The organism is Paenibacillus allorhizoplanae (assembly GCF_927798215.1).
GTDB classification, from domain to species: Bacteria; Bacillota; Bacilli; order Paenibacillales; family NBRC-103111; genus Paenibacillus_E; species Paenibacillus_E allorhizoplanae.
This window is the reverse complement of the sequence record NZ_CAKMMW010000002.1, coordinates 637,339-657,792: the sequence shown is the minus strand read 5'-3', so window position 1 is coordinate 657,792 and position 20,454 is coordinate 637,339. Positions and strand designations below refer to the sequence as shown.

Here is a 20,454-nt window from a genome sequence, read left to right as displayed (position 1 = left end):
GTTGTACATTGCTTTCGATAATAACAATTGTAGTGGGCTATTTACTAGGATCCATCAGCTTTAGTTATTTATTCGGAAAATGGTTCAAGGGAATTGATATCCGTAAGCACGGCAGTGGGAACGCGGGGGCAACGAATACACTCCGCGTTCTGGGGAAGGGGCCAGCAATCCTCGTCCTGCTGTTGGATGCCTTGAAAGGCGTCGTAGCCGTCTTACTGGGGGTCTGGGCTGCTGATGATATCTGGATTTCTGTTTTGTGTGGGTTAGCAGCCATTGTAGGGCATAATTGGCCAGTGTTTTTCGGCTTCCGCGGTGGTAAAGGCATTGCGACCACCATTGGAGTCATGGCGACACTTTGTTTTGTCCCTACCTTGATTGCAGGCTTAACAGCCATCGCCATCATCGCTATCACACGATTCGTATCGCTCGGCTCCCTTATTCTTACAGCACTCTTACCTTTTCTAATTTGGGGGATGGACCGGCCGTTGCCTGTTTTGTGGATAAGCATTTTGCTTTGTGCTTTTGCCTTCTTACGTCACCGAACAAATATCGTGAAACTTATTCAAGGTAAAGAAAACAAGCTGGGCCAGAAAAGAGCCTAACGAAAAACAACTACGCGTAGGAGGGGAAACCGTGACACATAAAGTATCGGTCCTTGTAGCTGGAAGTTGGGGGACGGCACTCGCCTCGGTATTGGCGGATAATGGGAAAGAAGTCCTTCTATGGTCTCGTAACGAAGAACAAGTGGTAGAAATTAATGAAAAGCACACGAATAGCCGTTTTCTCAAAGACATATCGCTATCTCCTTCGATCATAGCGACACATTCTTTGCAAGAAGCTGTACAAGATGCGGATGCGATTATTATGGTCGTTCCATCTTCAGGCATGCGTGAGGTTGCTTCACGAATTCGTCCATTTTTGAAGAAAGATACACTTATTATTCATGCGACCAAGGGTTTTGAAACAGGGACACTTAAGCGAATGACAGAGGTGCTCGCGGACGAGCTCCCCGAGATGGATCCTAAGCGATTCGTGGTCCTTTCGGGACCGAGTCATGCAGAAGAAGTCATTTGCAAAATGCCGACAACTGTCGTTGTCGCTGCAGAGGATCTAGAAGCCGCTGAGGCTGCTCAAGACCTGCTTATTACACGATATTTCCGTGTGTATACGAATCCGGATGTAACAGGTGTTGAGGTAGGTGGCGCGCTGAAAAATATCATTGGACTTGGGGCAGGGCTAACCGATGGTTTAGATTTCGGTGATAATGCGAAGGCGGCACTTGTTACTCGAGGGCTCGCGGAAATCACACGACTTGGTACTGCAATGGGGGCTAACCCTCTTACCTTTGCTGGATTAGCTGGAATTGGTGATTTGATCGCTACCTGTACAAGTAAACATAGTAGAAACTGGCGAGCAGGCAACAAATTGGCCAAAGGGATTCTATTAGATGATGTGCTCAAAGAGATGGGAATGGTTGTTGAAGGCGTGAAAACGACGAAAGCAGCCTATGACCTGGCGCAACGCTATGAGGTCACCATGCCGATTACGAATGAATTACATAACGTTTTATTTGAAGGGAAATCTCCACAACTTGCAGCCGGTGATCTAATGGGACGTGTGCGTACACACGAAATGGAAGAATTACCGATGACAAGGTGAACAAAAGGTTGGAGATAGCCTACACCAGTTCTTCTCCGCACTCATACTATACCCTATCAGGATTTCTCATTAGCTTAGGGTACAGGAGGCGGCACAATTGGCGAATAAAGATATGTCGAAGGACGTATTAAGTGTGGTCAAGAAGAAGACGGGCAAATCCGTTACAGCAAAAGATATCGAAAAAATTGCAAGTGGAGTAAAACCTTCTACCATGCAGAGTGAAGTTCAATTAAGAGCTCTCATTAAACAGGTTTCTGGATTAGTGAATGTCAAAGTGTCTGAAGAAACGATTAATGATATCGTTCAAGCCGTTAAAAGCAGTAAACTTGATACCAATAATATGCAGCAATTGATGAGTATGATGATGGGTAAGAAATAAGAAGCATGAAGGGGTTCATCCCCTTTATGCTTTTTTCTCATTCTGTGCTATACTTACATGTGTTTCATTTTCACGATTTTTACATAAGGAGTTTATCATATGTCACCTTTAGACAAAATGTGGGCCTCATTCGTGGCCATGGGACTGATGGTTGTTGCGTCATTTTTGATCTCGTATGCACGTACAAGAACATCTGGCGTATGGCGCGGTGTGCTGTCTTTTATTGCTTTTTTAATGTTTATTCCTATCTTACTTTTTATGTTATCTTCGTTGTTTTAACCAACCGGAGGGGAAATCATCATGTTAGAACTGAAAACACGCAAAACGCAGATAAAACTAACGCCCGAGACGGGATTAACCATTCTGGACCATGCTTTGAAGGCAAATGTGGATTGGGGATTCTCGTGTACGCGAGGAACCTGCGCGAGATGCCGCTGTTACGTTGCAGAAGGTCGTGAGCTGCTCGCAGAGGCTTCCGAAGCGGAAGAGGATCGACTAGAGCCAGAGGAGCTTGCACAAGGCTATCGTCTAGCCTGTCAATGCGTAGTAAAAGAAGTAGGAACGATTTCCGTTACGCACAAGCCTTATTTTTAAAAAAAATACTGCCTGAAAGGTGTGGGCATGATGAAACTGCTGGAGCCACTACTCCCGTCGATTTCGACTATTCATACTCGGTTACAGCAAGCCCATAACGTTCAATGGCTGATTGGCGGAAGCTGTGGCTTACTCCTGCATAACGTCGATATTGGAAGAACTCCCAGAGATTTGGATATTTACATCGATCTGAAGGATGTTCACACGGTACATAAGTTGCTGCAGACTTACGCGATTGATAACCCAGAATTTAGTGAAACACCAATATATGCTTCGATGCTGAGTCATTATCGGATTGATGGACATGCCATTGAGGTTGTTGGTGATTTTAAAGTAAAGGCGCTTGGATCCTTGTATCAAGTTGAAGTCAATTACTTGTTTGAAAACTATTACAATTCTGCCTCCATTGAGGAGTGGAAAGTGCCAGTTATGCCGTTAGCGCATGAATTTCTCTTTAATGTCCTGCGAAATCGGCCCGATCGCTATGAACCGATTCTCAGAACGATGCAAGAACATCCTGACAAACATATGCAGGCTTTAAGTGATTTGATGAACCGTAATCAGTGGGGTCATGAATTTCAAGTGAAACTGAACGAATTGCTAGATTGGAACCGGTGACGATGATGAGTGTGTTTGATGTTCATTTTTGGCCAGATAATAAAAAAATTAAAGTAAGACCAGGCACAACTCTGTTGGACGCTGGTAATAAAGCCAAAGTTCATATAAGAACGCGTTGCGGAGCAAAGGCCGCTTGTTTAATGTGTAAAGTAAAGGTAGGCGACCAAAGTGGTCTAGCCCCTCTGAATACGAATGAACGGTTGAAGCTTGGCTCCCTAGTAGATGAGGGGGTTCGTCTTGCATGCCAAGCGCGAGTAATAGGTGATGTGGAAGTTAACATTCCGGAGGATCCTTTAAAGGCTGCAATTCGAGCACAGCTAGCTAGGCAAGCGGAGGATGACGATTTCATTTAGACAAGATAGGATGGTTGAATAGTGAAAGTAAAACGACAACGAACCCAAGGTAGAAGCTTGCTTCTGGCACTCATCTTGGTTATTTTGCTTACAGGCTGCGCGTATCCACAAGAACTACGGAAAGAGAATCAGATTAATCCTGCGGAATTTATTACCGTGGTGGGGCAAGCTGTTGATACCTATCATGAGAAAACAGGTGTACTTCCCATTAAAAATAGTGAGATGACAACACCACTCTATGAGAAGTATGTAATTGATTTTCCAAAACTAAAAAAAACGAATCTGCTCAGTGCAGTGCCCGCGAACGCATTTGAAAGCGGAGGTGTCTTCATCTATGTACTCGTAGATGTCGAAACGAAGCCTACCGTGAAGCTAATGGATCTGTCCGCCTATCAAAGTGTGGAAGATGTGCAGAAGAAAGTGAATGATTACATAGCGAAACATGGTGGTAATATGCCACAAGGGGTTGCCATTAATGATGCTTTTGCCTATGTAGATTTCAAATTGATAGGGATGAAAGAACCGGATATTAAATCTGTGTATAATCGAAAAAATGCCATTACGTACATTTTAAACAAGCAAACGGGAGAAGTAGCCATTGATTATGCAATGGATATCAACACGTTCATTAAGAATAATGCTTTAGAGAATTCCTTGAAACCGGATCAAGATTTGAGGCAGATTCTTGTAGATAAATCCTATTTTGTGCCGATTCGGAGCGTTTCCTATGCCTGGAAAGATAATCAACCTATGCCACAGAATTGAAAATGAGCTAACCTCTTACCCATGTGTAAGAGGTTTTTTTGTCTTTATAGAATAAGCGCAAAGGACTGATCATATATTCTTTCGAAAGCCGTATGTGCTTCATAAAATATGAGCGAAAAAAAGTTGAAACGCATCTATCATATTTCTATCGAAAGTACATATATTTTTACTAGTCCAAATGAATGTACGAGTAGTCAATTGTTACCGTCACTAGCGTCAGTTGACGACCAAACTGTAGGAGGGATTCTCTTGGAGAAAGTGGATATCTTTAAGGACATTGCAGAACGAACGGGAGGGGACATTTACCTGGGGGTTGTCGGAGCAGTCCGGACAGGGAAATCAACCTTTATAAAGCGTTTTGTGGAATCTGTAGTGCTGCCGAACATTCAAAGCGAAGCGGATAGGATCCGGGCTACCGATGAACTCCCGCAGAGCGCTGCTGGCCGCACGATTATGACAACGGAGCCGAAATTCGTACCGAATACGGCGGTTCAAATTTCTGTGGCAGAAGGACTGAACGTCAATGTCCGCCTTGTTGATTGTGTCGGGTATGCAGTCGATGGCGCCAAAGGCTATGAAGACGAGAACGGACCTCGGATGATCAATACACCATGGTTCGATGAGCCGATTCCTTTTCAAGAAGCGGCTGAGATCGGAACACGGAAAGTCATTCAAGAGCACTCCACATTGGGTGTTGTGGTTACGACAGATGGCACGATCTCGGATATCCCGCGGTCTTCCTATGTATTGGCAGAGGAAAGAGTTATTAATGAACTCAAAGAGGTCGGGAAGCCGTTCATTGTGATCATAAACTCTCAGAAGCCAAACAGTGAGCCAGCACTTGAGCTGCGCAGCGAGCTGCAAAGCCGCTATGATGTTCCAGTTGTAACAATGAGTGTAGCTAGCGCTGGAGAAGAAGAAATGGTCTCCGTGCTTCGTGAAGTCTTGTATGAGTTCCCAGTTCATGAAGTGAATGTGAACTTGCCTAGCTGGGTTATGGTCCTAGATGAGAATCATTGGCTGCGGACACAGTTCGAAGCTTCCGTTCGCGATACGGTACAGGATATCAGACGCTTACGCGATGTTGATCGTGTTGTCAGTCAATTTGCTGAATATGAGTTTATCGATAAGGCTGCATTAGCAGGGCTGAATATGGGGCAGGGTGTGGCAGAGATTGATCTCTTTGCACCTGATGAACTCTATGATCGTATTCTCGTCGAGGTCGTTGGTGTTGAGATTCGCGGAAAGGATCATCTTCTCCAGCTTATGCAGGACTTCACACATGCGAAGAGGGAATATGATCAATTTGCTGAGGCTCTTGAGATGGTCAAAACAACCGGGTATGGGATAGCGCCTCCTACACTTGCTGAGATGGCGTTAGATGAGCCTGAGTTAATCCGTCAAGGCTCCAGATTCGGCGTACGTCTAAGAGCAACTGCGCCTTCGATTCATATGATTCGAGTGGATGTAGAATCCGAGTTCTCACCGATCATCGGAACTGAAAAGCAAAGTGAAGAGCTTGTACGTTATCTCATGCAGGATTTTGAGGATAATCCGCTCAAGATTTGGGAGTCCGATATTTTCGGAAGATCACTGCATTCGATTGTGCGAGAAGGCATACAAGGCAAACTTGCCCAAATGCCAGACAATGCGAGATACAAACTTCAAGAAACGCTTGGACGTATTATTAACGAAGGATCTGGAGGCTTAATCGCCATCATATTGTAAGAAAATGTGGACAAAAAACACTCGAAAGGGTGTTTTTTGTCGTTTATTAGCGGAAAGACCCACATAAAATGGAAATAGATACTTGAAATTGCTCCCTGAGTGTATTACTATGAATTTATTCGTCTGCTTTCAAAGTTCATTTTGCTTAGAAAATCAACGATTTTTCAGAAGTTTATGTATAATTTCTAGGAAAACGGTGAAAACAGGAAGTAACGGTAGTGAGAAATTTTGGGGGGAGGTGAATGGCATGAATAAATCTGAATTGATCAACAAAGTTGCGGAAACATCTGAGCTTTCCAAGAAAGACGCAACGAAAGCAGTAGATGCTGTTTTTGATGCAATTTCTGAAGCATTGCAAGGTGGAGATAAAGTGCAATTGGTTGGATTTGGTAACTTCGAAGTTCGTGAACGTTCTGCTCGTAAAGGACGCAATCCACAGACTGGTGGAGAAATTGATATCCCAGCAAGCAAAATCCCAGCTTTCAAACCTGGTAAAGCACTTAAAGATGGCATTCAATAATTTGTATTTATACATAGGATTGAACGTTACATAATTATAAAGCCGTGGCCGCTAAATGCGGGTAACGGCTTTATTTGTTTTGCCTGAAAATGGCTTTACAATTTGAAATTCTCCTACTATACTAACAAAAGTGAATGCGTTATTTTTGGCTGTAAACGTGACGGGGTATGGCGCAGCCTGGTAGCGCGCACCCTTGGGGTGGGTGAGGTCGCACGTTCGAATCGTGTTACTCCGATTATGACAGAGACATCGGTGTTCGATGTCTTTTTCTAATGCCAAGAAACGAAGCAAATTAACATTCATAGGATTGAATCTCTTGGATTACGTAGGGGGTACAGGGTTGACTAAATTGAAGTTGAATGGGCTGATAAGGTCACTGGATTGGACAATGTTCGGAATAATTGCCTCTATTTTCTTGATTTGGCGAATTGGTACGGTGGGCAACTGGAGTACAGAATGTTGGGTATTACTGTGTATCTGTTTATTAGGCGTGCGGAAGGATCAGATCGATGTAGATTGGAAACGCTTTTTTCTATTCGGTATTCCCCTATTAGGTGTTTTTTATTATTTTTATGGGACAGGCAATGGATTTTGGTGGAAAATTGCAAACTGGATGTTTGAAAATAATCGCCACCCCTGGCGCTGGGATAGCTATATGAACGCAATCCCGTTGAATTCGGGGGGATGGGCAAGGTGGATCTCAACACCATTTTTGGATAGAGCAATGGTTTGGGTGTACAACTATGGTTTTGTGCTTTCACTTTGGATCTGTATTGTTCGCAGCTTCTGGACGCGTAGCATCAAAAAAATGTTGTCTTACGCGCTTTCAGGGCATATGCTGCAATTTCCGCTTATCTTGCCTTTTTATAATTTGATTCTGCTTCATGAAGTATGGTATGTAAATAAGCAGCCCGATTTACTTCATCGTGTTTTTGCGGATGAAAACTCCTTATTAGTAGCAGTTATGAATTGCTTTCCTAGTATGCATACGTCCATTTCGTTTGCAATGCTGCTGCTTGCACTTCGGGAGAAGGATCGCATCTTCAAATACATGATGGTCACGTATTGTTCGGCTATAATATTTTCGACGCTGTATCTACAAATACATTGGGTGATCGATGTGATCGCAGGCATGTTATTCGCTTATGGAACCGTTAAATTGACGGATCTTCTTATTCGCTTAGGATCTACGCATGCTTTGCCAGCGAAGTTCATACGATTTTATCGAAAACGCGCAACTACATCAGCGCCATCTGAATTAACTATCTAGTGCATGTTGACTTCCGGTTACTTTTTTTGGCATCATTAGGTAAGGTATGAAGGTTAGGGAAGAACGGAGGATGGATATGGAACAATCGAATAAATCAGATCAGTCAAACTCGAACGGTAACGAGTATTTCGTAATTAAAGCGAAAGATAATGGTGTTCATGTGATTGGGTTAACACGTGGACAAGACACACGTTTTCATCATACAGAGAAGCTAGACAAGGGTGAGGTTATGATTGCTCAGTTTACTGAACATACATCCGCGGTTAAAGTAAGAGGCAAAGCTTTAATTATGACCAAGTTTGGTACGATCGATACAGAAGAGTAAGAGATTATCCCAATAAACGGCTACAACGTCCATCTTGGACGGTCGAAGTGTTTGTCAAGAAATACATCCAAGTTATCGTGTGGAAGAATTGAATACATATATTTTGAGAAAAGCAGGCATAGCCTGCTTTTTTTCTATGTACAATGGTGTATAGGACTTGTTTATTTGGATAACCTGTCGGTTATTTGGCTCCTGCATATGCTTAGGGGGTGTTGATTGTGAAATGGTCAATGCGTATTGTGATCACACTAGGGATTTCGGTTGTTGTTGCGATTAGTCTATCCATGTTACCAAAGCTGGATCTTTCTTCAGGCTTAGGGTCTGCCTACACGTGGTCCAATAATCGAGGGGGACAGCTCACCGAAAATAACTTGGCAGATCTGCTTGTTCAAATTCCACTGCAGCTTCGTATACGGAAAGTAGAACTGAGTTCGTCGCGGTTGTCACTTGATTTAAGCTTACCCAAAAATGCGGAGACGATTGCGGTATATCGTGATTTGTATACAATTGCACAGACCATGCTAGTTAAAACCAAAAATGTTGATCAGGTGTGGGTACGCATTATTGATTATTCCGGCTCGGCCGATACAACCTCAACTCAGCTTGTCTTGGCTATGGTTGCTCAACGTGAATTTGGCGAAGATATGGAGAAGAAGCCGTCAGAGCTTAGTTTAATTCAATTGGAGCAAGAGCTTCAGAACCGATTTCGCATCACGTATACCTCCAAATGGCAACAAAAGTATCCACTATAATTTATTGTGCTTCTATTAACGTGTTATGCTATAATAATTTGGATTGAGACATCTAGTTTCATTAAATGATATTTGGCATACGGTTACGGAGGCTTTTGCATGAATTCTTATCGGATCCCTGAGATCGCTAAACAGTACACACAGTATGATATGATCCAAATTCACACAGACTTGCCCGATTTTCCCGAGTTGCGCACACGTCTGTTGTTTGCATTCTTGAATGAAAATAACAAACTAAGCTCATTAAGTGAATTATTTACTTTAGCAACAGCACTTGTACAGCTAGGACTCGATACTCATGATCTTGTGACAGTGTCCAATGAAGTCAAGGAGAAGAAGGCATCAAGATCGAGGCAGTTAAAAGTGCTTGCTGGAGATTACTTTAGTGCGAGATTTTATCATCTACTAGCTAAAACAGGGCAGATCGATATGATTAAGCAACTTTCGAACGCGATCTGTGAAGTCAATCGGTTAAAGATGAGCAGCTACACGAAAATGAAACAGCTGAAAATGACGGCAGAAGATTACATTCACCTCACGGTGGAAATTAAATCTCAGCTTTTTTTGTCTTTTTCAGAAGTTATGTATGGTGCGAATAAACAAGCATGGCCTGAAATTCTGAGAGGCTTTGTGAGATGTGAACTGTTGTTCACAGAAATTTTCCGGATTGAAACCATTTCTAAGTTCAGGGACAGTTGGGGTTATTGGCATATTAGCCAGAACGGAACACGTGAAGAGCGGAAGCAATTACAAGGTGAAGAGGTTGATACAACGAAGGTTCGTACACTTCTGCATAAATACAATATATCTTCACAGTTGTATCAATTGCTGAACACTCAAATGAAGCAATTGCAGGACTTTGTAAAGAAGCTTGAATCGGATAAGCTACAAAGTGAACTCTTTCACATGGGAGAGCCCTTTTTACGATTTGCTGGGGAGCATCCTAAAGTGTTAGAAGAAATTTAAGGGGACCTGGGGAATGAGTGTAAGCAATACGAATAGTGAAAATAAAAAAGCGAAAAGTAAAGAAGAATTTGTACATGGTGTTTTTGAAAGCATCGCACCTAAATATGACTTGATGAATAATATCATTAGTTTTAATCGTCACAAAGCATGGCGTAAATTTGCAATGAAGAAGATGAATGTACAGCCTGGGGCTACAGCAATCGATTTATGTTGTGGAACTTGTGACTGGACCATTAGTCTTGCTCATGCTAGTAGAACAGGGAAAATGGTTGGATTGGATTTTAGCCAAAATATGTTGGATATCGGTGCCGAGAAAATAAAACAACAGCACTTAGATCAGCAGGTCGAGCTAATTCAAGGAAATGCGATGAGTCTTCCGTTTGACGACAATACGTTTGACTTTGCTACAATCGGGTTTGCCTTGCGTAATGTTCCCGATCTTGAACAAGTCATTCGAGAAATGCAACGTGTCGTTAAGCCCGGAGGGCTAGTTGTGTCTTTAGAGCTATCCAAGCCAACATGGCAGCCATTTAAGTCTATCTATTATGTATATTTCCGTCATATCATGCCGTTCCTCGGCAAATTGATTGTTAAGAAATATGAACAATATAAGTGGTTACCGGAATCATTAATTTCGTTTCCAGATCATAAGCAACTCGCGGCCATCTTCTCGAAGAATGGTTTAGATCACGTACAGGCCCATCCACTCTTTGGTGGTGTGGCGGCGCTACATGTAGGGACAAAAGGTAATAAGAAATCAGGAGTGTAATTCACATATGTTTACTAAATTAAAGATTTTTCTAGAAATGATTAAATTCGAACACAGTGTGTTTGCTTTGCCATTTGCCTTCATGGGGGCTATTCTCGGTTCCGTTGTATGGCAGGGACACTTGCCTAGCTGGGCACAGATCGGTTGGATCACCTTAGCAATGGTGGGGGCACGCACTGCCGCGATGGCATTGAATCGTGTAATTGACCAAGCCATTGACAAACGTAATCCAAGAACTGAGAATCGAGCAATTCCTGCTGGGCTCATTTCAATACCGCAAGTTATTCTCTATATCATCATCTCATTTGCTGTTCTTTTTTGGGCAACCTATCACTTAAGTGCATTGTCCATGAAGCTTCTACCTATTGCAGTGTTCTTTCTTGTGATTTATTCCTATACCAAAAGGTTTACTTGGACATGTCATTTCGTACTGGGCTTGACGTTGGGGCTTGCTCCGCTGGGCGGTTGGATTGCGGTTACAGGTCAATTCACATGGTCATCAATCATCTTTTTCCTTACGGTTGCTTGCTGGAGTGCTGGTTTCGATCTCATTTATGCTTGCCAGGATGCCGAGTTTGATCGCAAAGAAGGGTTGCACTCATTGCCAAGTCGATTTGGCATTAAAGCAGCACTACTAACAGCACGAGTACTGCATGTCTTAACCGCAATCGGTTTAGTCTCCTTATTTTTCATCACGCATCTGAGTTGGTTGTATTTGGTGGGACTAGTTATTGCTTATATATTGTTGTTTAAAGAACATAGGCTCGTTACTCCGCAGGATTTGTCCAAATTAAACACGGCTTTCTTCACAATGAATGGCGTATTGAGTTTAGTCATGTTTACTTTCACATTGCTTGATGTCCTTGTGAGTAAGCACTCATGAGTAGCGGAAACTGGGTTATTGGAATTTCGGGTGCGAGTGGAGCCATCTACGGCGTACGATTATGCGAAGTATTGTTGGATCTTGGTTTAGATGTGCATCTTATTATTACAGATGCAGGCTGGCGTGTGCTGCAGGATGAACATGACTGGAGTGCAACAAGACGTCAAGAGGTACTTGAGAAGCACTTCGGTGGACGAGCAGGTTCGTTTGAATATCATCCCGTTGCGAATATTGGTGCAACCGTGGCAAGTGGTTCTTTTCGAACCAAAGGGATGGTTGTGATTCCGTGCTCGATGGGAACATTATCTGGCATTGCACATGGTTCGTCCGATAACTTGCTTGAGCGTACCGCGGACGTCATGCTAAAAGAAGGAAGAAAATTAATTCTGGTGCCAAGGGAAACACCTTTGCATGCTATACATTTAGAAAATATGCTTACCCTAACAAGAATGGGTGTGCGAATGATACCGGCTATGCCAGCCTTCTATAATCGTCCGCGCTCAATCGATGAGATGGTTGACTTTTTGGTAGGTAAAGTGATGGATAGCATGGAGATTGATCATTCCTTGTACCGTAGATGGGGAGATATTGATGAGCAACCTAGACCCTAAAATCCGAATAGGTCGAATCAACTATACCAACGTGTGGCCGATCTATTATTATTTCCCTGAGCTGATGAATAGTTCAGAAGTCGATATTATTGAACAGGTACCCACATCTCTTAATAAAGCTATGGCTGAAGGCCAAATTGATATGGGACCCATTTCTTCTTTTTCATACGGTCAATTTTTTGAGGATTATATGCTTTTCCCGGATCTATCCGTTAGCTCCTATGGCGAAGTCAACTCGATTCTTCTTTTCCATGACAAACCATTACGAGAAATCGTGAACGGGAAAATCATTCTGCCTACGACGTCTGCGACATCTGTAAATTTACTTAAAATTATTCTAGAAAAATTTTATAATGGTAAACCGACGTATGACTATGCGAAGCCAAATCTAGACCAAATGATGGAGGGAGCAGATGCTGCACTTCTCATTGGGGATGACGCCATTAAGGAAAGCTGGCGGAATCAAAAGTACATGATTACGGACCTCGGTCAAGAATGGGCCAAATGGACGGGGAAATGGATGACGTTCGCTGTCTGGGCAATCCGTAAAGAAACGATTCGTGCCTATCCAGAGCTTGTAACTACTATTTTTGAAGCATTTAAGGCAAGTAAGGAAAAGGCTCATCGGGAGCCAAAGTATATGATTGAAGAGGCACAAGCTACTGTTGGCGGCACTTCCGACTATTGGCATCATTATTTTCATACTTTGTGTTATGATTTCGCGGCTGAGCAGTGGGATGGACTTCATTCGTACTATCAGTACTGTTTCGAACTTGGTTTCTTACCGAAGCCAGTTCAGATTGGCATTTGGGAAGAAACTAAAGTGGCACGGGTGACCGAATGAAAAATTTGTTGGATATATATGCAAGGAAAAGAAGAGATATTTCAGCGATAGAGAAAGAGCTGGAAGAGAGTGTGAATAACGATCACTCTTTGCTAAGAGAAACTTCGATCCACCTACTTAAAGCGGGAGGAAAACGGATTAGACCCGTTTTCGTCCTTCTTTCTGGTGAATTTGGTCATTATGAACTCCAAACGATGAAAAACGTAGCAGTTCCATTAGAGCTTATTCACATGGCTTCTCTTGTGCATGATGATGTTATTGACGATGCGAACACACGACGTGGTCAATTGACGGTTCGCTCCAAATGGGATAATCGCATTGCGATGTTTACAGGAGATTATATTTTTGCAAGAGCGCTAGGTGTGATTACTCAGATTCCGGATCCGAGAATTCACCAGATCATGTCAAAAGCAATTGTTGAAATGTCCATTGGAGAAATGGAGCAAATTCGTTTTTTCTTTCATTCCGAGCAAACCATACGTGACTATTTACTTCGCATTCGACGCAAAACTGCGTTATTAATAGCAATTTCTTGCCAATTGGGTGCGATGGCTTCAGGCGCTCCTGACTGGTTAAGCACTAAGTTGTATAATTTTGGGTATAATGTAGGTATGGCCTTCCAAATTAGGGATGATATTCTGGATTTAACAGGCACAGAAAAGCAGATCGGGAAACCACCTGGAAGTGACGTCAAGCAAGGGAATATTACGTTGCCGGTGATCTTGACCCTGCAAGATCCAGCTTTAAAGCCAATGATATTGACAGAACTTGATCGAATACATAAACTGGATGGACAAACGGATATAAGTCGATTCTTAGAAATGATTCGAGGCAGTGCTGGCATTAAGGAAGCCGATCGACTTTCCCAGGTATATATCGATAAGGCGATTTCGTCATTAGACACATTGCCGGATATCCAAGCGAAGAAAGATCTCATCGAAATCGCTCATTTTATCGGGAATCGATCGTATTAACCAGTTTTCTGACGAAAACGTAAGCCAATGCTTACGAAGTCAGTTTTCTGGCGAAAACTTTAAGGAGGTAGTCTTTCAATGGAAAAAACATTTCTCATGGTTAAACCAGATGGTGTACAACGGGGGCTTGTCGGCGAGATTGTAAAACGGTTTGAACAGAAAGGTTTCCAATTGATTGGCAGCAAGTTGACGGTTATTTCCCGAGAACAAGCCGAGATCCACTATGCAGAGCATAAAGGAAAAGATTTTTTCGAAAGACTTGTGAATTTCATTACATCAGGACCTGTTTTTGCCATGGTATGGCATGGTGATCAAGTTATCACATTGTCGCGAACCATGATTGGCAAAACGAATTCATTAGAAGCCGCACCTGGAACCATTCGCGGTGATTATGCTGTACATACGAATCTTAACTTGATTCATGGATCGGATTCACCAGAAAGTGCTGAGCGTGAAATTAATAATTTTTTTCAGCCAAACGAAATTTTTACATATTCAAAAAACATACAAGAATGGATCTAATCTTCCATCGCAAAGAATCTGTTATCGGATACGACACAGGTTCTTTTTGTTTTTTAATGAAGGAATTTGGTAAATCCACACAGAATGTATCAAGGTACATAATGATCAAGGTGGGTGGACAGCATGGAGGATCAAGATTTTTTGTTGTTTATTAAAAAAATAAAGGAACACACGTCCATTGATCTTGCGTTGTATAAGGAAGCGCAAATGAAGAGACGATTAACTACCTTGCGAATGAAGCGAGGTTACAATACGTTTATTTCTTTTTTTGAAGCGATGATGAAGGACAAGGAACTATTCTATGAGTTTTTGGATCGGATGACGATCAATGTTTCTGAATTTTGGAGAAACCCGAATCGTTGGGAGCTTGTAGAACAGAAGTTTATACCTGAGATGCTGAAGCGGAATCGCCGGTTGAAGATTTGGAGTGCAGCCTGCTCCACAGGTGAAGAACCGTACACACTAGCCATGATTTTAGCTGAGCAAGGAGCGTTGGCTGAGACGAGCCTACATGCGACAGATATTGACGATGGTGCTTTGGAGAAAGCACGTAAAGGGATGTACTTAGATCGTTCCGTGCGTGATGTACCAGCTAATTATGTGAAGAAATATTTTAAACAAGATGGCTTAATGTTTCATGTTTCGGATGAACTCAAAAAGTCAGTTCGATTTCAGAAACAAAATTTGCTTGTTGATACATTTGATAGCGGTTACGATCTGATCGTGTGCCGTAATGTCATCATTTATTTCACAGAAGAAGCGAAGCATGTGCTGTACCAGAAGTTTGCCAAAGCACTTAAACCAGGCGGTCTGCTTTTCGTTGGTTCGACAGAACAGATTTTTTCTCCTGGGCAATATGAGCTGGAAGCGGCTGAAACGTTCTTTTATCGGAAAAAAGGAGTATAAGAACTTCCTTATTTTCCAATACTAAGATGTAGCAGTTCAAAGTGAAGGAGACACCAAGCTTTGAACAATGCATACACGCTTAGGGGGCTATCATGGACAAACGCAAGGTGATTACCGCTTATCGCAGAGGAATGATTTCCATTCAAGAATGTGCTCAAATTTTAGGAGTTGATTCCTCACAAATTACGGGTCTTATGAATGATCCTCAGCTTTGTGAGCCTCCGAGGGTCGTCCAGAAGCAACCTATGCACGGCTAATACTAGTTCCTGCCTAGATGATGACACGCTTACGCGGAAGGGTTTGTCCCTGACCTGTGAAGCGTGTTTTTGCATTTGTGTTGTTGCCAAACCTGAGTAGCTATACTATAATGACAACAGATAATCGCGCGTCAAAGCGCTAAAGTGCTTGGTGCTGCAGCTTTTTTCCGTGGCACATAGAGTAAGTAGGCTCGGTTTTTCCATACTATTATGTTTATATACGGAGTTCGATGTTCTTCGTAAAATTCTTAGGGGGTAACGGATTGTGAGATATTTAACAGCAGGTGAAACGCATGGCCCGCAGCTCACTGCGATTATTGAAGGGTTTCCAAGTAATGTAAACCTTAACTTTGAAGATTTAAACCATCAATTACATAGACGTCAAAAAGGCTATGGTCGTGGTCGTCGGATGCAAATTGAGAAAGATACAGCTACCATTGCAGGTGGCGTGCGTCATGGTAAAACAACAGGTGCGCCAATCGCATTAGTTGTCGTGAATAATGACTGGAAACATTGGACTTCCGTTATGGGGATTGAACCCGTTGAAGAAGATAACGAAGGCAAGCGCCGTGTGAACCGTCCACGTCCTGGACATGCAGATTTAAACGGCGGCCTCAAATATAATCAAAAAGATTTGCGTAATATTTTGGAAAGATCAAGTGCTCGTGAAACAACGATGCGTGTAGCTACTGGGGCTGTTGCTCGTCAGTTGTTAGCAGAGTTCGGGATCAAAGTAGCAGGACAAGTTATCCGCATTGGTGATGTTGAAGTAGAGCGTCAAGAGCTTCCTGTCGATGAACTTATTCGTATTACAGAAGAATCACCAGTACGTGTTGTTGATAAAGAAGCAGAAGCGAAAATGATTGCAGCTATCGATGCTGCTAAAGAAGATGGCGATACATTAGGTGGTATCGTGGAAGTGATTATCGAAGGTGTACCTGTTGGACTTGGAAGTCACGTGCAGTGGGATCGCAAATTGGATGGTAAAATTGCACAAGCTGTGCTTTCTATTCAAGCCTTCAAAGGTGTGGAATTCGGAATCGGTTTCGAAGCTGCAGAGCGCAGAGGCTCGAACGTACATGATGAAATCCTGTATACGCAAGAAACTGGCTTTAGACGCAGAACGAATCGTGCAGGTGGATTTGAAGGCGGAATGACAACAGGCGAGCAAATCATCGTTCGTGGGGTAATGAAACCAATTTCTACTTTGTACAAGCCTTTGCAAAGTGTAGATATCGATACGAAAGAAGTATTTACAGCCCAGGTGGAGCGTTCCGATACGTGTGCAGTGCCAGCAGCAGGCGTGATCATGGAGAATGTCATCGCTTGGGAAGTGGCTAATGCTTTCTTAGATAAATTCGGCGGAGACTCCATCGAAGAAATCCGCACGAACTTAGCGAATTTCCTTAAGCAAGTGGAGAACTACTAAGATGAGAGAACTTACCGTAGAGCTTGGAGAACGGTCTTATCCCATATATATTGGCCAAGGCATTCTTACCAATATCTCGGCACTGTTCGATCGCGCGAAGCTCAGCCGCAAGTCGCCGCTGCTCATCGTCACCGACGAATCGGTGGCGGCATTGCACTTGGAGCGCGTCCTGACACTGCTCCGTGACGGCGGCTTCGCCGCGACAGCCTGCGTCGTGCCCGCAGGCGAAACGTCCAAATCCCTCGCGCAGCTCGAGGGAATCGTAACCGCCGCCCTCCAGGCGGGCCTTGATCGCAATTCTGCGATCATAGCCCTCGGAGGAGGCGTAGTCGGCGATCTCGCCGGCTTCGCTGCGGCGAGCTTCATGCGCGGGATCCGCTTCGTGCAGATCCCGACGACCATCCTTGCCCACGACAGTTCTGTCGGCGGCAAGGTAGCGGTCAATCACCCGATGGCGAAGAACATCATCGGGGCGTTCCACCAGCCAGAGCTAGTCCTCTTCGACATCGACTTGCTGTTGACTTTGCCTGAGCGTGAAGTGAAGGCAGGCCTGTCTGAAGTGATCAAGCATGGCTTGATCTGGGATTCCGCTTTCACACAGTGGTGCGATGAAAACGCAGACAAGTTGTTAGGATTAGATCCAGAAGCGTTAAGTTATGCGCTTTACATAGGTTGTCAAGTGAAAGCGATCGTTGTTTCGCAGGATGAGCGTGAGAATGATCTCCGGGCGATATTAAACCTCGGACACACAATCGGTCATGCATTAGAAGCCGTAGCGGGCTACGGTGAGCTGTTGCATGGTGAGGCTATTGCCATTGGGATGGTCGGCGCTGCTAAGCTTGCACAGCAGTTTGGTTACAGTGAGGACATCCATGCGGTGACCAAAGGTTTATTTGTGAAATACGGATTGCCAGTGAGCATACCGTCACATTTGGATACAGATCGCATTATGAGTGCTATGATGCATGATAAGAAATTCAAAGAAGGTACGATGGTGTACATCATCCCGACCGAGATTGGTAAAGTCGAGATCCGTAAGGATGTTACTTCACAACAAGTCAGAGAAATTGTTGACCTTCTAAAAGGGGAGAAATAACCGATGTACTTAAGGGGAATTCGTGGTGCGACAACAGTTCAACAGAATGATGCAGAAGAAATTCTTACTGCTACGAGTGAGCTTCTTCAAGCAATTGTAGAAGCGAATGATTTCCTTCCAGAGGATATTGGATCGGTTTTCATTACAGTAACGGAAGATATTACGGCAACATTTCCAGCAAGAGCAATTCGTACACTAATTGGCTGGGAGCTTGTTCCATTGATGTGTTCGCTGGAAGTGCCAGTTGAGAATGCATTACCCAAATGTATTCGTTTGATGGTTCAGGTGAACACAACCAAAACCCAAGCGGAAATTAACCATGTGTACTTGAAAGAAGCGAAAGCACTTCGTCCTGATATTGTTAAATTGACAAATGAAGCTACCCGGTAGTATAGTGAAATTAGATGAGTTTAGGTTAGTAGAGCAGAGTTTAGTCGAGTAGAGCAGAGCCGAGTTGAGATGAGAAAAAGTAAAGTAGCTATATGACCATTGGATCGTTCCCAGAGGGGGATCGTCTATTTGCTCATACCCAGCTCTCATTTTCTTTTTTTCACATTCATCCTGATCGTCTACTGAAACTAAAGTCAACCTCTACCCCTGGTAGAGGTTTTTTTGTATTCGAATAGAGTTTTGAGCGCCGCAGACCGCGAGTAGCTCACAAGCTGAGAGGGGATGTTTCCATGTATACACCTGAATTGCAAGAAGTCATTCGTTTGTCCAAAGATTATAATCTTATCCCAGTGGTGCGTCATTTACTAGCTGATACCGAGACGCCAATACGTGTATTTCAACATTTATATCAAGAGCCTCGTGCCTTCCTTTTAGAAAGTGTAGAGGGAGGAGTGAAATGGGCACGTTATTCCTTCTTAGGCAGCGATCCATTCTTGATGATCACGGCGAAGCATGGAAAAACAACGGTCGAAACGGGGTCCGAGAAAAAAATCACGGATGAGAAACCGATCGAAGTGTTGAAGGCTTATCTTCGTTCCTACTCCAGCCCTCAGCTTGCAGATCTTCCACGCTTTACGGGTGGTGCGGTTGGATTCTTCGGATATGACTTATTGCAATACTATGAGAAACTACCGGCTCATCAGATTGATGACTTACAAATGAATGATATTCAGTTCATGTTTTGCGATCAGGTCATCGTATTTGATCATTTCAAACAACAGATCAAAGTGATTGCAAACCTACATGTTCCCCAATTCGCAACGGATGCGGATATTGCGAAGGCGTATCAAGCAACTTGTGAGAAAATTGATGCGACAATCGAAAAAATTAAACGCCCTCTTAGTTCCGATACCATGACGCACAACCCGATCGTGTCAGAACCAGATTTGGGCGAAATTCGTTCCAATATTACGAAAGATAAGTTCATTGCCAATGTGAATAAAGCAAAGGAATACATTCGTGCCGGCGATATTTTCCAAGTCGTGCTCTCCCAGCGTTTTGAAATGGAAACAACGGTTTCTCCCTTACAGGTATATCGTGTGCTTCGTACAATGAATCCATCTCCGTATATGTATGTGCTGAAAATGGACGATGAGGTTATCGTTGGAACGTCTCCTGAGTTGCTAGTACGGGTAGAGGAAGAAAAAGTAGAAACGCGGCCGATTGCTGGAACAAGACCTAGAGGGAAAACCCCAGAGGAAGATCACGCACTTGAGTTGGAGCTGCTTGCCGATGAGAAAGAACGTGCAGAGCATTTGATGTTGGTTGATTTAGGTCGAAATGATATCGGGCGTGTCTCCGAATTCGGTACAGTCAAATGTGACACCTTCATGGACATTGAACGGTACTCACATGTGATGCACATTGTTTCCAATGTGTCTGGTAAAATTGCCAAAGATAAGGATTTCTTTGATGCTTTCCTTTCCTGTATGCCGGCAGGCACGGTGTCTGGAGCACCGAAGCTGAGAGCGATGGGCATTATTGCTGAACTGGAGCCAGAGTCTCGCGGTTCTTACGCAGGTGCGATTGGTTATCTAGGTTTTTCCGGGAATTTGGACACTTGTATTACGATCCGGACGATTGTGTTCAAAAAAGGTAAAGCCTACGTGCAAGCAGGAGCAGGAATCGTTTGGGATTCTGTACCTGAGAGTGAATATCAAGAAACCGTGAACAAAGCGACGGCTTTGCTGAAATCAATCCGAATGGCAGAAGCCATGTTCAGTCCTGAGCCTAGACCTGTTAGCGATATTAACAAAGACTATTTCGTTAACTCATAGAAGGAA

Annotated in this window: 26 protein-coding genes and 1 tRNA gene; all 27 read left to right on the top strand. The window is 43.4% G+C overall.

Going from position 1 to position 20,454, the window contains the following annotated elements; all coding sequences use genetic code 11:
* Nucleotides 1-8: 8 nt before the first annotated feature.
* Nucleotides 9-602: a glycerol-3-phosphate 1-O-acyltransferase PlsY gene (gene plsY / locus L6I86_RS05635; protein WP_236285427.1), complete on the top strand. Its 594-nt coding sequence runs from the start codon at nt 9-11 to the stop codon at nt 600-602.
* Between the two features lie 31 nt (nt 603-633).
* On the top strand, nt 634-1,659 hold the full coding sequence (locus tag L6I86_RS05630) for an NAD(P)H-dependent glycerol-3-phosphate dehydrogenase (RefSeq protein WP_236285425.1): 1,026 nt from the start codon (nt 634-636) through the stop codon (nt 1,657-1,659).
* 112 nt (nt 1,660-1,771) lie between these two features.
* On the top strand, nt 1,772-2,038 hold the full coding sequence (locus L6I86_RS05625) for a stage VI sporulation protein F (RefSeq protein WP_057312634.1): 267 nt from the start codon (nt 1,772-1,774) through the stop codon (nt 2,036-2,038).
* A gap of 99 nt (nt 2,039-2,137) precedes the next feature.
* Complete coding sequence (locus tag L6I86_RS05620) at nt 2,138-2,317, top strand: DUF2768 family protein (RefSeq protein ID WP_056614420.1); 180 nt, start codon at nt 2,138-2,140, stop codon at nt 2,315-2,317.
* Between the two features lie 21 nt (nt 2,318-2,338).
* Nucleotides 2,339-2,632, top strand: a complete 294-nt coding sequence (locus tag L6I86_RS05615) for a 2Fe-2S iron-sulfur cluster-binding protein (protein WP_236285423.1) — start codon at nt 2,339-2,341, stop codon at nt 2,630-2,632.
* Between the two features lie 30 nt (nt 2,633-2,662).
* Nucleotides 2,663-3,250: a nucleotidyltransferase domain-containing protein gene (locus L6I86_RS05610; protein WP_236285421.1), complete on the top strand. Its 588-nt coding sequence runs from the start codon at nt 2,663-2,665 to the stop codon at nt 3,248-3,250.
* A 5-nt stretch (nt 3,251-3,255) separates the two neighbouring features.
* Nucleotides 3,256-3,603, top strand: a complete 348-nt coding sequence (locus tag L6I86_RS05605) for a 2Fe-2S iron-sulfur cluster-binding protein (RefSeq protein WP_236285419.1) — start codon at nt 3,256-3,258, stop codon at nt 3,601-3,603.
* Nucleotides 3,604-3,624: 21 nt separating this feature from the next.
* Entirely contained in the window at nt 3,625-4,368 is a 744-nt protein-coding gene (locus tag L6I86_RS05600; RefSeq protein ID WP_236285417.1) for a hypothetical protein, read from the top strand.
* Nucleotides 4,369-4,617: 249 nt separating this feature from the next.
* A complete protein-coding gene (gene spoIVA / locus L6I86_RS05595) occupies nt 4,618-6,096 on the top strand; it encodes a stage IV sporulation protein A (RefSeq protein WP_056614411.1) in 1,479 nt (492 codons plus the stop codon).
* Nucleotides 6,097-6,343: 247 nt separating this feature from the next.
* A complete protein-coding gene (locus L6I86_RS05590; RefSeq protein WP_056614405.1) occupies nt 6,344-6,616 on the top strand; it encodes an HU family DNA-binding protein in 273 nt (90 codons plus the stop codon).
* A 161-nt stretch (nt 6,617-6,777) separates the two neighbouring features.
* Nucleotides 6,778-6,851: transfer RNA gene (locus L6I86_RS05585), tRNA-Pro, on the top strand.
* A gap of 105 nt (nt 6,852-6,956) precedes the next feature.
* On the top strand, nt 6,957-7,886 hold the full coding sequence (locus L6I86_RS05580) for a phosphatase PAP2 family protein (RefSeq protein WP_236285416.1): 930 nt from the start codon (nt 6,957-6,959) through the stop codon (nt 7,884-7,886).
* Nucleotides 7,887-7,962: 76 nt separating this feature from the next.
* Nucleotides 7,963-8,211 carry a trp RNA-binding attenuation protein MtrB gene (gene mtrB, locus L6I86_RS05575; RefSeq protein WP_056614396.1) on the top strand — a complete coding sequence of 83 codons (249 nt, stop codon included), beginning with the start codon at nt 7,963-7,965 and terminating at the stop codon, nt 8,209-8,211.
* Nucleotides 8,212-8,429: 218 nt separating this feature from the next.
* A complete protein-coding gene (locus L6I86_RS05570) occupies nt 8,430-8,963 on the top strand; it encodes a hypothetical protein (protein ID WP_236285413.1) in 534 nt (177 codons plus the stop codon).
* 99 nt (nt 8,964-9,062) lie between these two features.
* Nucleotides 9,063-9,929 carry a heptaprenyl diphosphate synthase component 1 gene (locus L6I86_RS05565; RefSeq protein ID WP_236285410.1) on the top strand — a complete coding sequence of 289 codons (867 nt, stop codon included), beginning with the start codon at nt 9,063-9,065 and terminating at the stop codon, nt 9,927-9,929.
* A 13-nt stretch (nt 9,930-9,942) separates the two neighbouring features.
* Nucleotides 9,943-10,698: a demethylmenaquinone methyltransferase gene (locus L6I86_RS05560; RefSeq protein ID WP_236285408.1), complete on the top strand. Its 756-nt coding sequence runs from the start codon at nt 9,943-9,945 to the stop codon at nt 10,696-10,698.
* A 7-nt stretch (nt 10,699-10,705) separates the two neighbouring features.
* A complete protein-coding gene (locus tag L6I86_RS05555; RefSeq protein ID WP_056614378.1) occupies nt 10,706-11,581 on the top strand; it encodes a UbiA-like polyprenyltransferase in 876 nt (291 codons plus the stop codon).
* Nucleotides 11,578-12,192 (top strand): UbiX family flavin prenyltransferase, encoded by a 615-nt coding sequence (locus L6I86_RS05550; protein WP_236285406.1) that lies wholly within the window; start codon nt 11,578-11,580, stop codon nt 12,190-12,192. The genes L6I86_RS05555 and L6I86_RS05550 overlap by 4 nt, the downstream gene beginning before the upstream one ends.
* A complete protein-coding gene (locus tag L6I86_RS05545; protein WP_236285404.1) occupies nt 12,173-13,036 on the top strand; it encodes a menaquinone biosynthetic enzyme MqnA/MqnD family protein in 864 nt (287 codons plus the stop codon). Before L6I86_RS05550 ends, L6I86_RS05545 begins: the two co-directional genes overlap by 20 nt.
* Nucleotides 13,033-14,010, top strand: coding sequence for a polyprenyl synthetase family protein (locus L6I86_RS05540; protein WP_236285402.1), 978 nt, complete (start codon nt 13,033-13,035; stop codon nt 14,008-14,010). Before L6I86_RS05545 ends, L6I86_RS05540 begins: the two co-directional genes overlap by 4 nt.
* A gap of 78 nt (nt 14,011-14,088) precedes the next feature.
* Entirely contained in the window at nt 14,089-14,532 is a 444-nt protein-coding gene (gene ndk / locus L6I86_RS05535) for a nucleoside-diphosphate kinase (RefSeq protein WP_057312038.1), read from the top strand.
* 123 nt (nt 14,533-14,655) lie between these two features.
* Nucleotides 14,656-15,438, top strand: a complete 783-nt coding sequence (locus tag L6I86_RS05530; protein WP_236285401.1) for a CheR family methyltransferase — start codon at nt 14,656-14,658, stop codon at nt 15,436-15,438.
* Nucleotides 15,439-15,530: 92 nt separating this feature from the next.
* A complete protein-coding gene (locus tag L6I86_RS05525) occupies nt 15,531-15,695 on the top strand; it encodes a hypothetical protein (protein ID WP_164483568.1) in 165 nt (54 codons plus the stop codon).
* A 265-nt stretch (nt 15,696-15,960) separates the two neighbouring features.
* The gene (aroC, locus tag L6I86_RS05520; RefSeq protein ID WP_236285399.1) at nt 15,961-17,124 is read left to right on the top strand and encodes a chorismate synthase; all 1,164 of its coding nucleotides are present in this window, start codon (nt 15,961-15,963) and stop codon (nt 17,122-17,124) included.
* A gap of 1 nt (nt 17,125) precedes the next feature.
* Nucleotides 17,126-18,220 carry a 3-dehydroquinate synthase gene (gene aroB / locus L6I86_RS05515; protein ID WP_236285392.1) on the top strand — a complete coding sequence of 365 codons (1,095 nt, stop codon included), beginning with the start codon at nt 17,126-17,128 and terminating at the stop codon, nt 18,218-18,220.
* A gap of 3 nt (nt 18,221-18,223) precedes the next feature.
* The gene (aroH, locus tag L6I86_RS05510) at nt 18,224-18,610 is read left to right on the top strand and encodes a chorismate mutase (RefSeq protein ID WP_236285390.1); all 387 of its coding nucleotides are present in this window, start codon (nt 18,224-18,226) and stop codon (nt 18,608-18,610) included.
* A 290-nt stretch (nt 18,611-18,900) separates the two neighbouring features.
* The gene (gene trpE, locus L6I86_RS05505) at nt 18,901-20,448 is read left to right on the top strand and encodes an anthranilate synthase component I (protein WP_056614334.1); all 1,548 of its coding nucleotides are present in this window, start codon (nt 18,901-18,903) and stop codon (nt 20,446-20,448) included.
* The last annotated feature ends 6 nt before the right edge of the window (nt 20,449-20,454 follow it).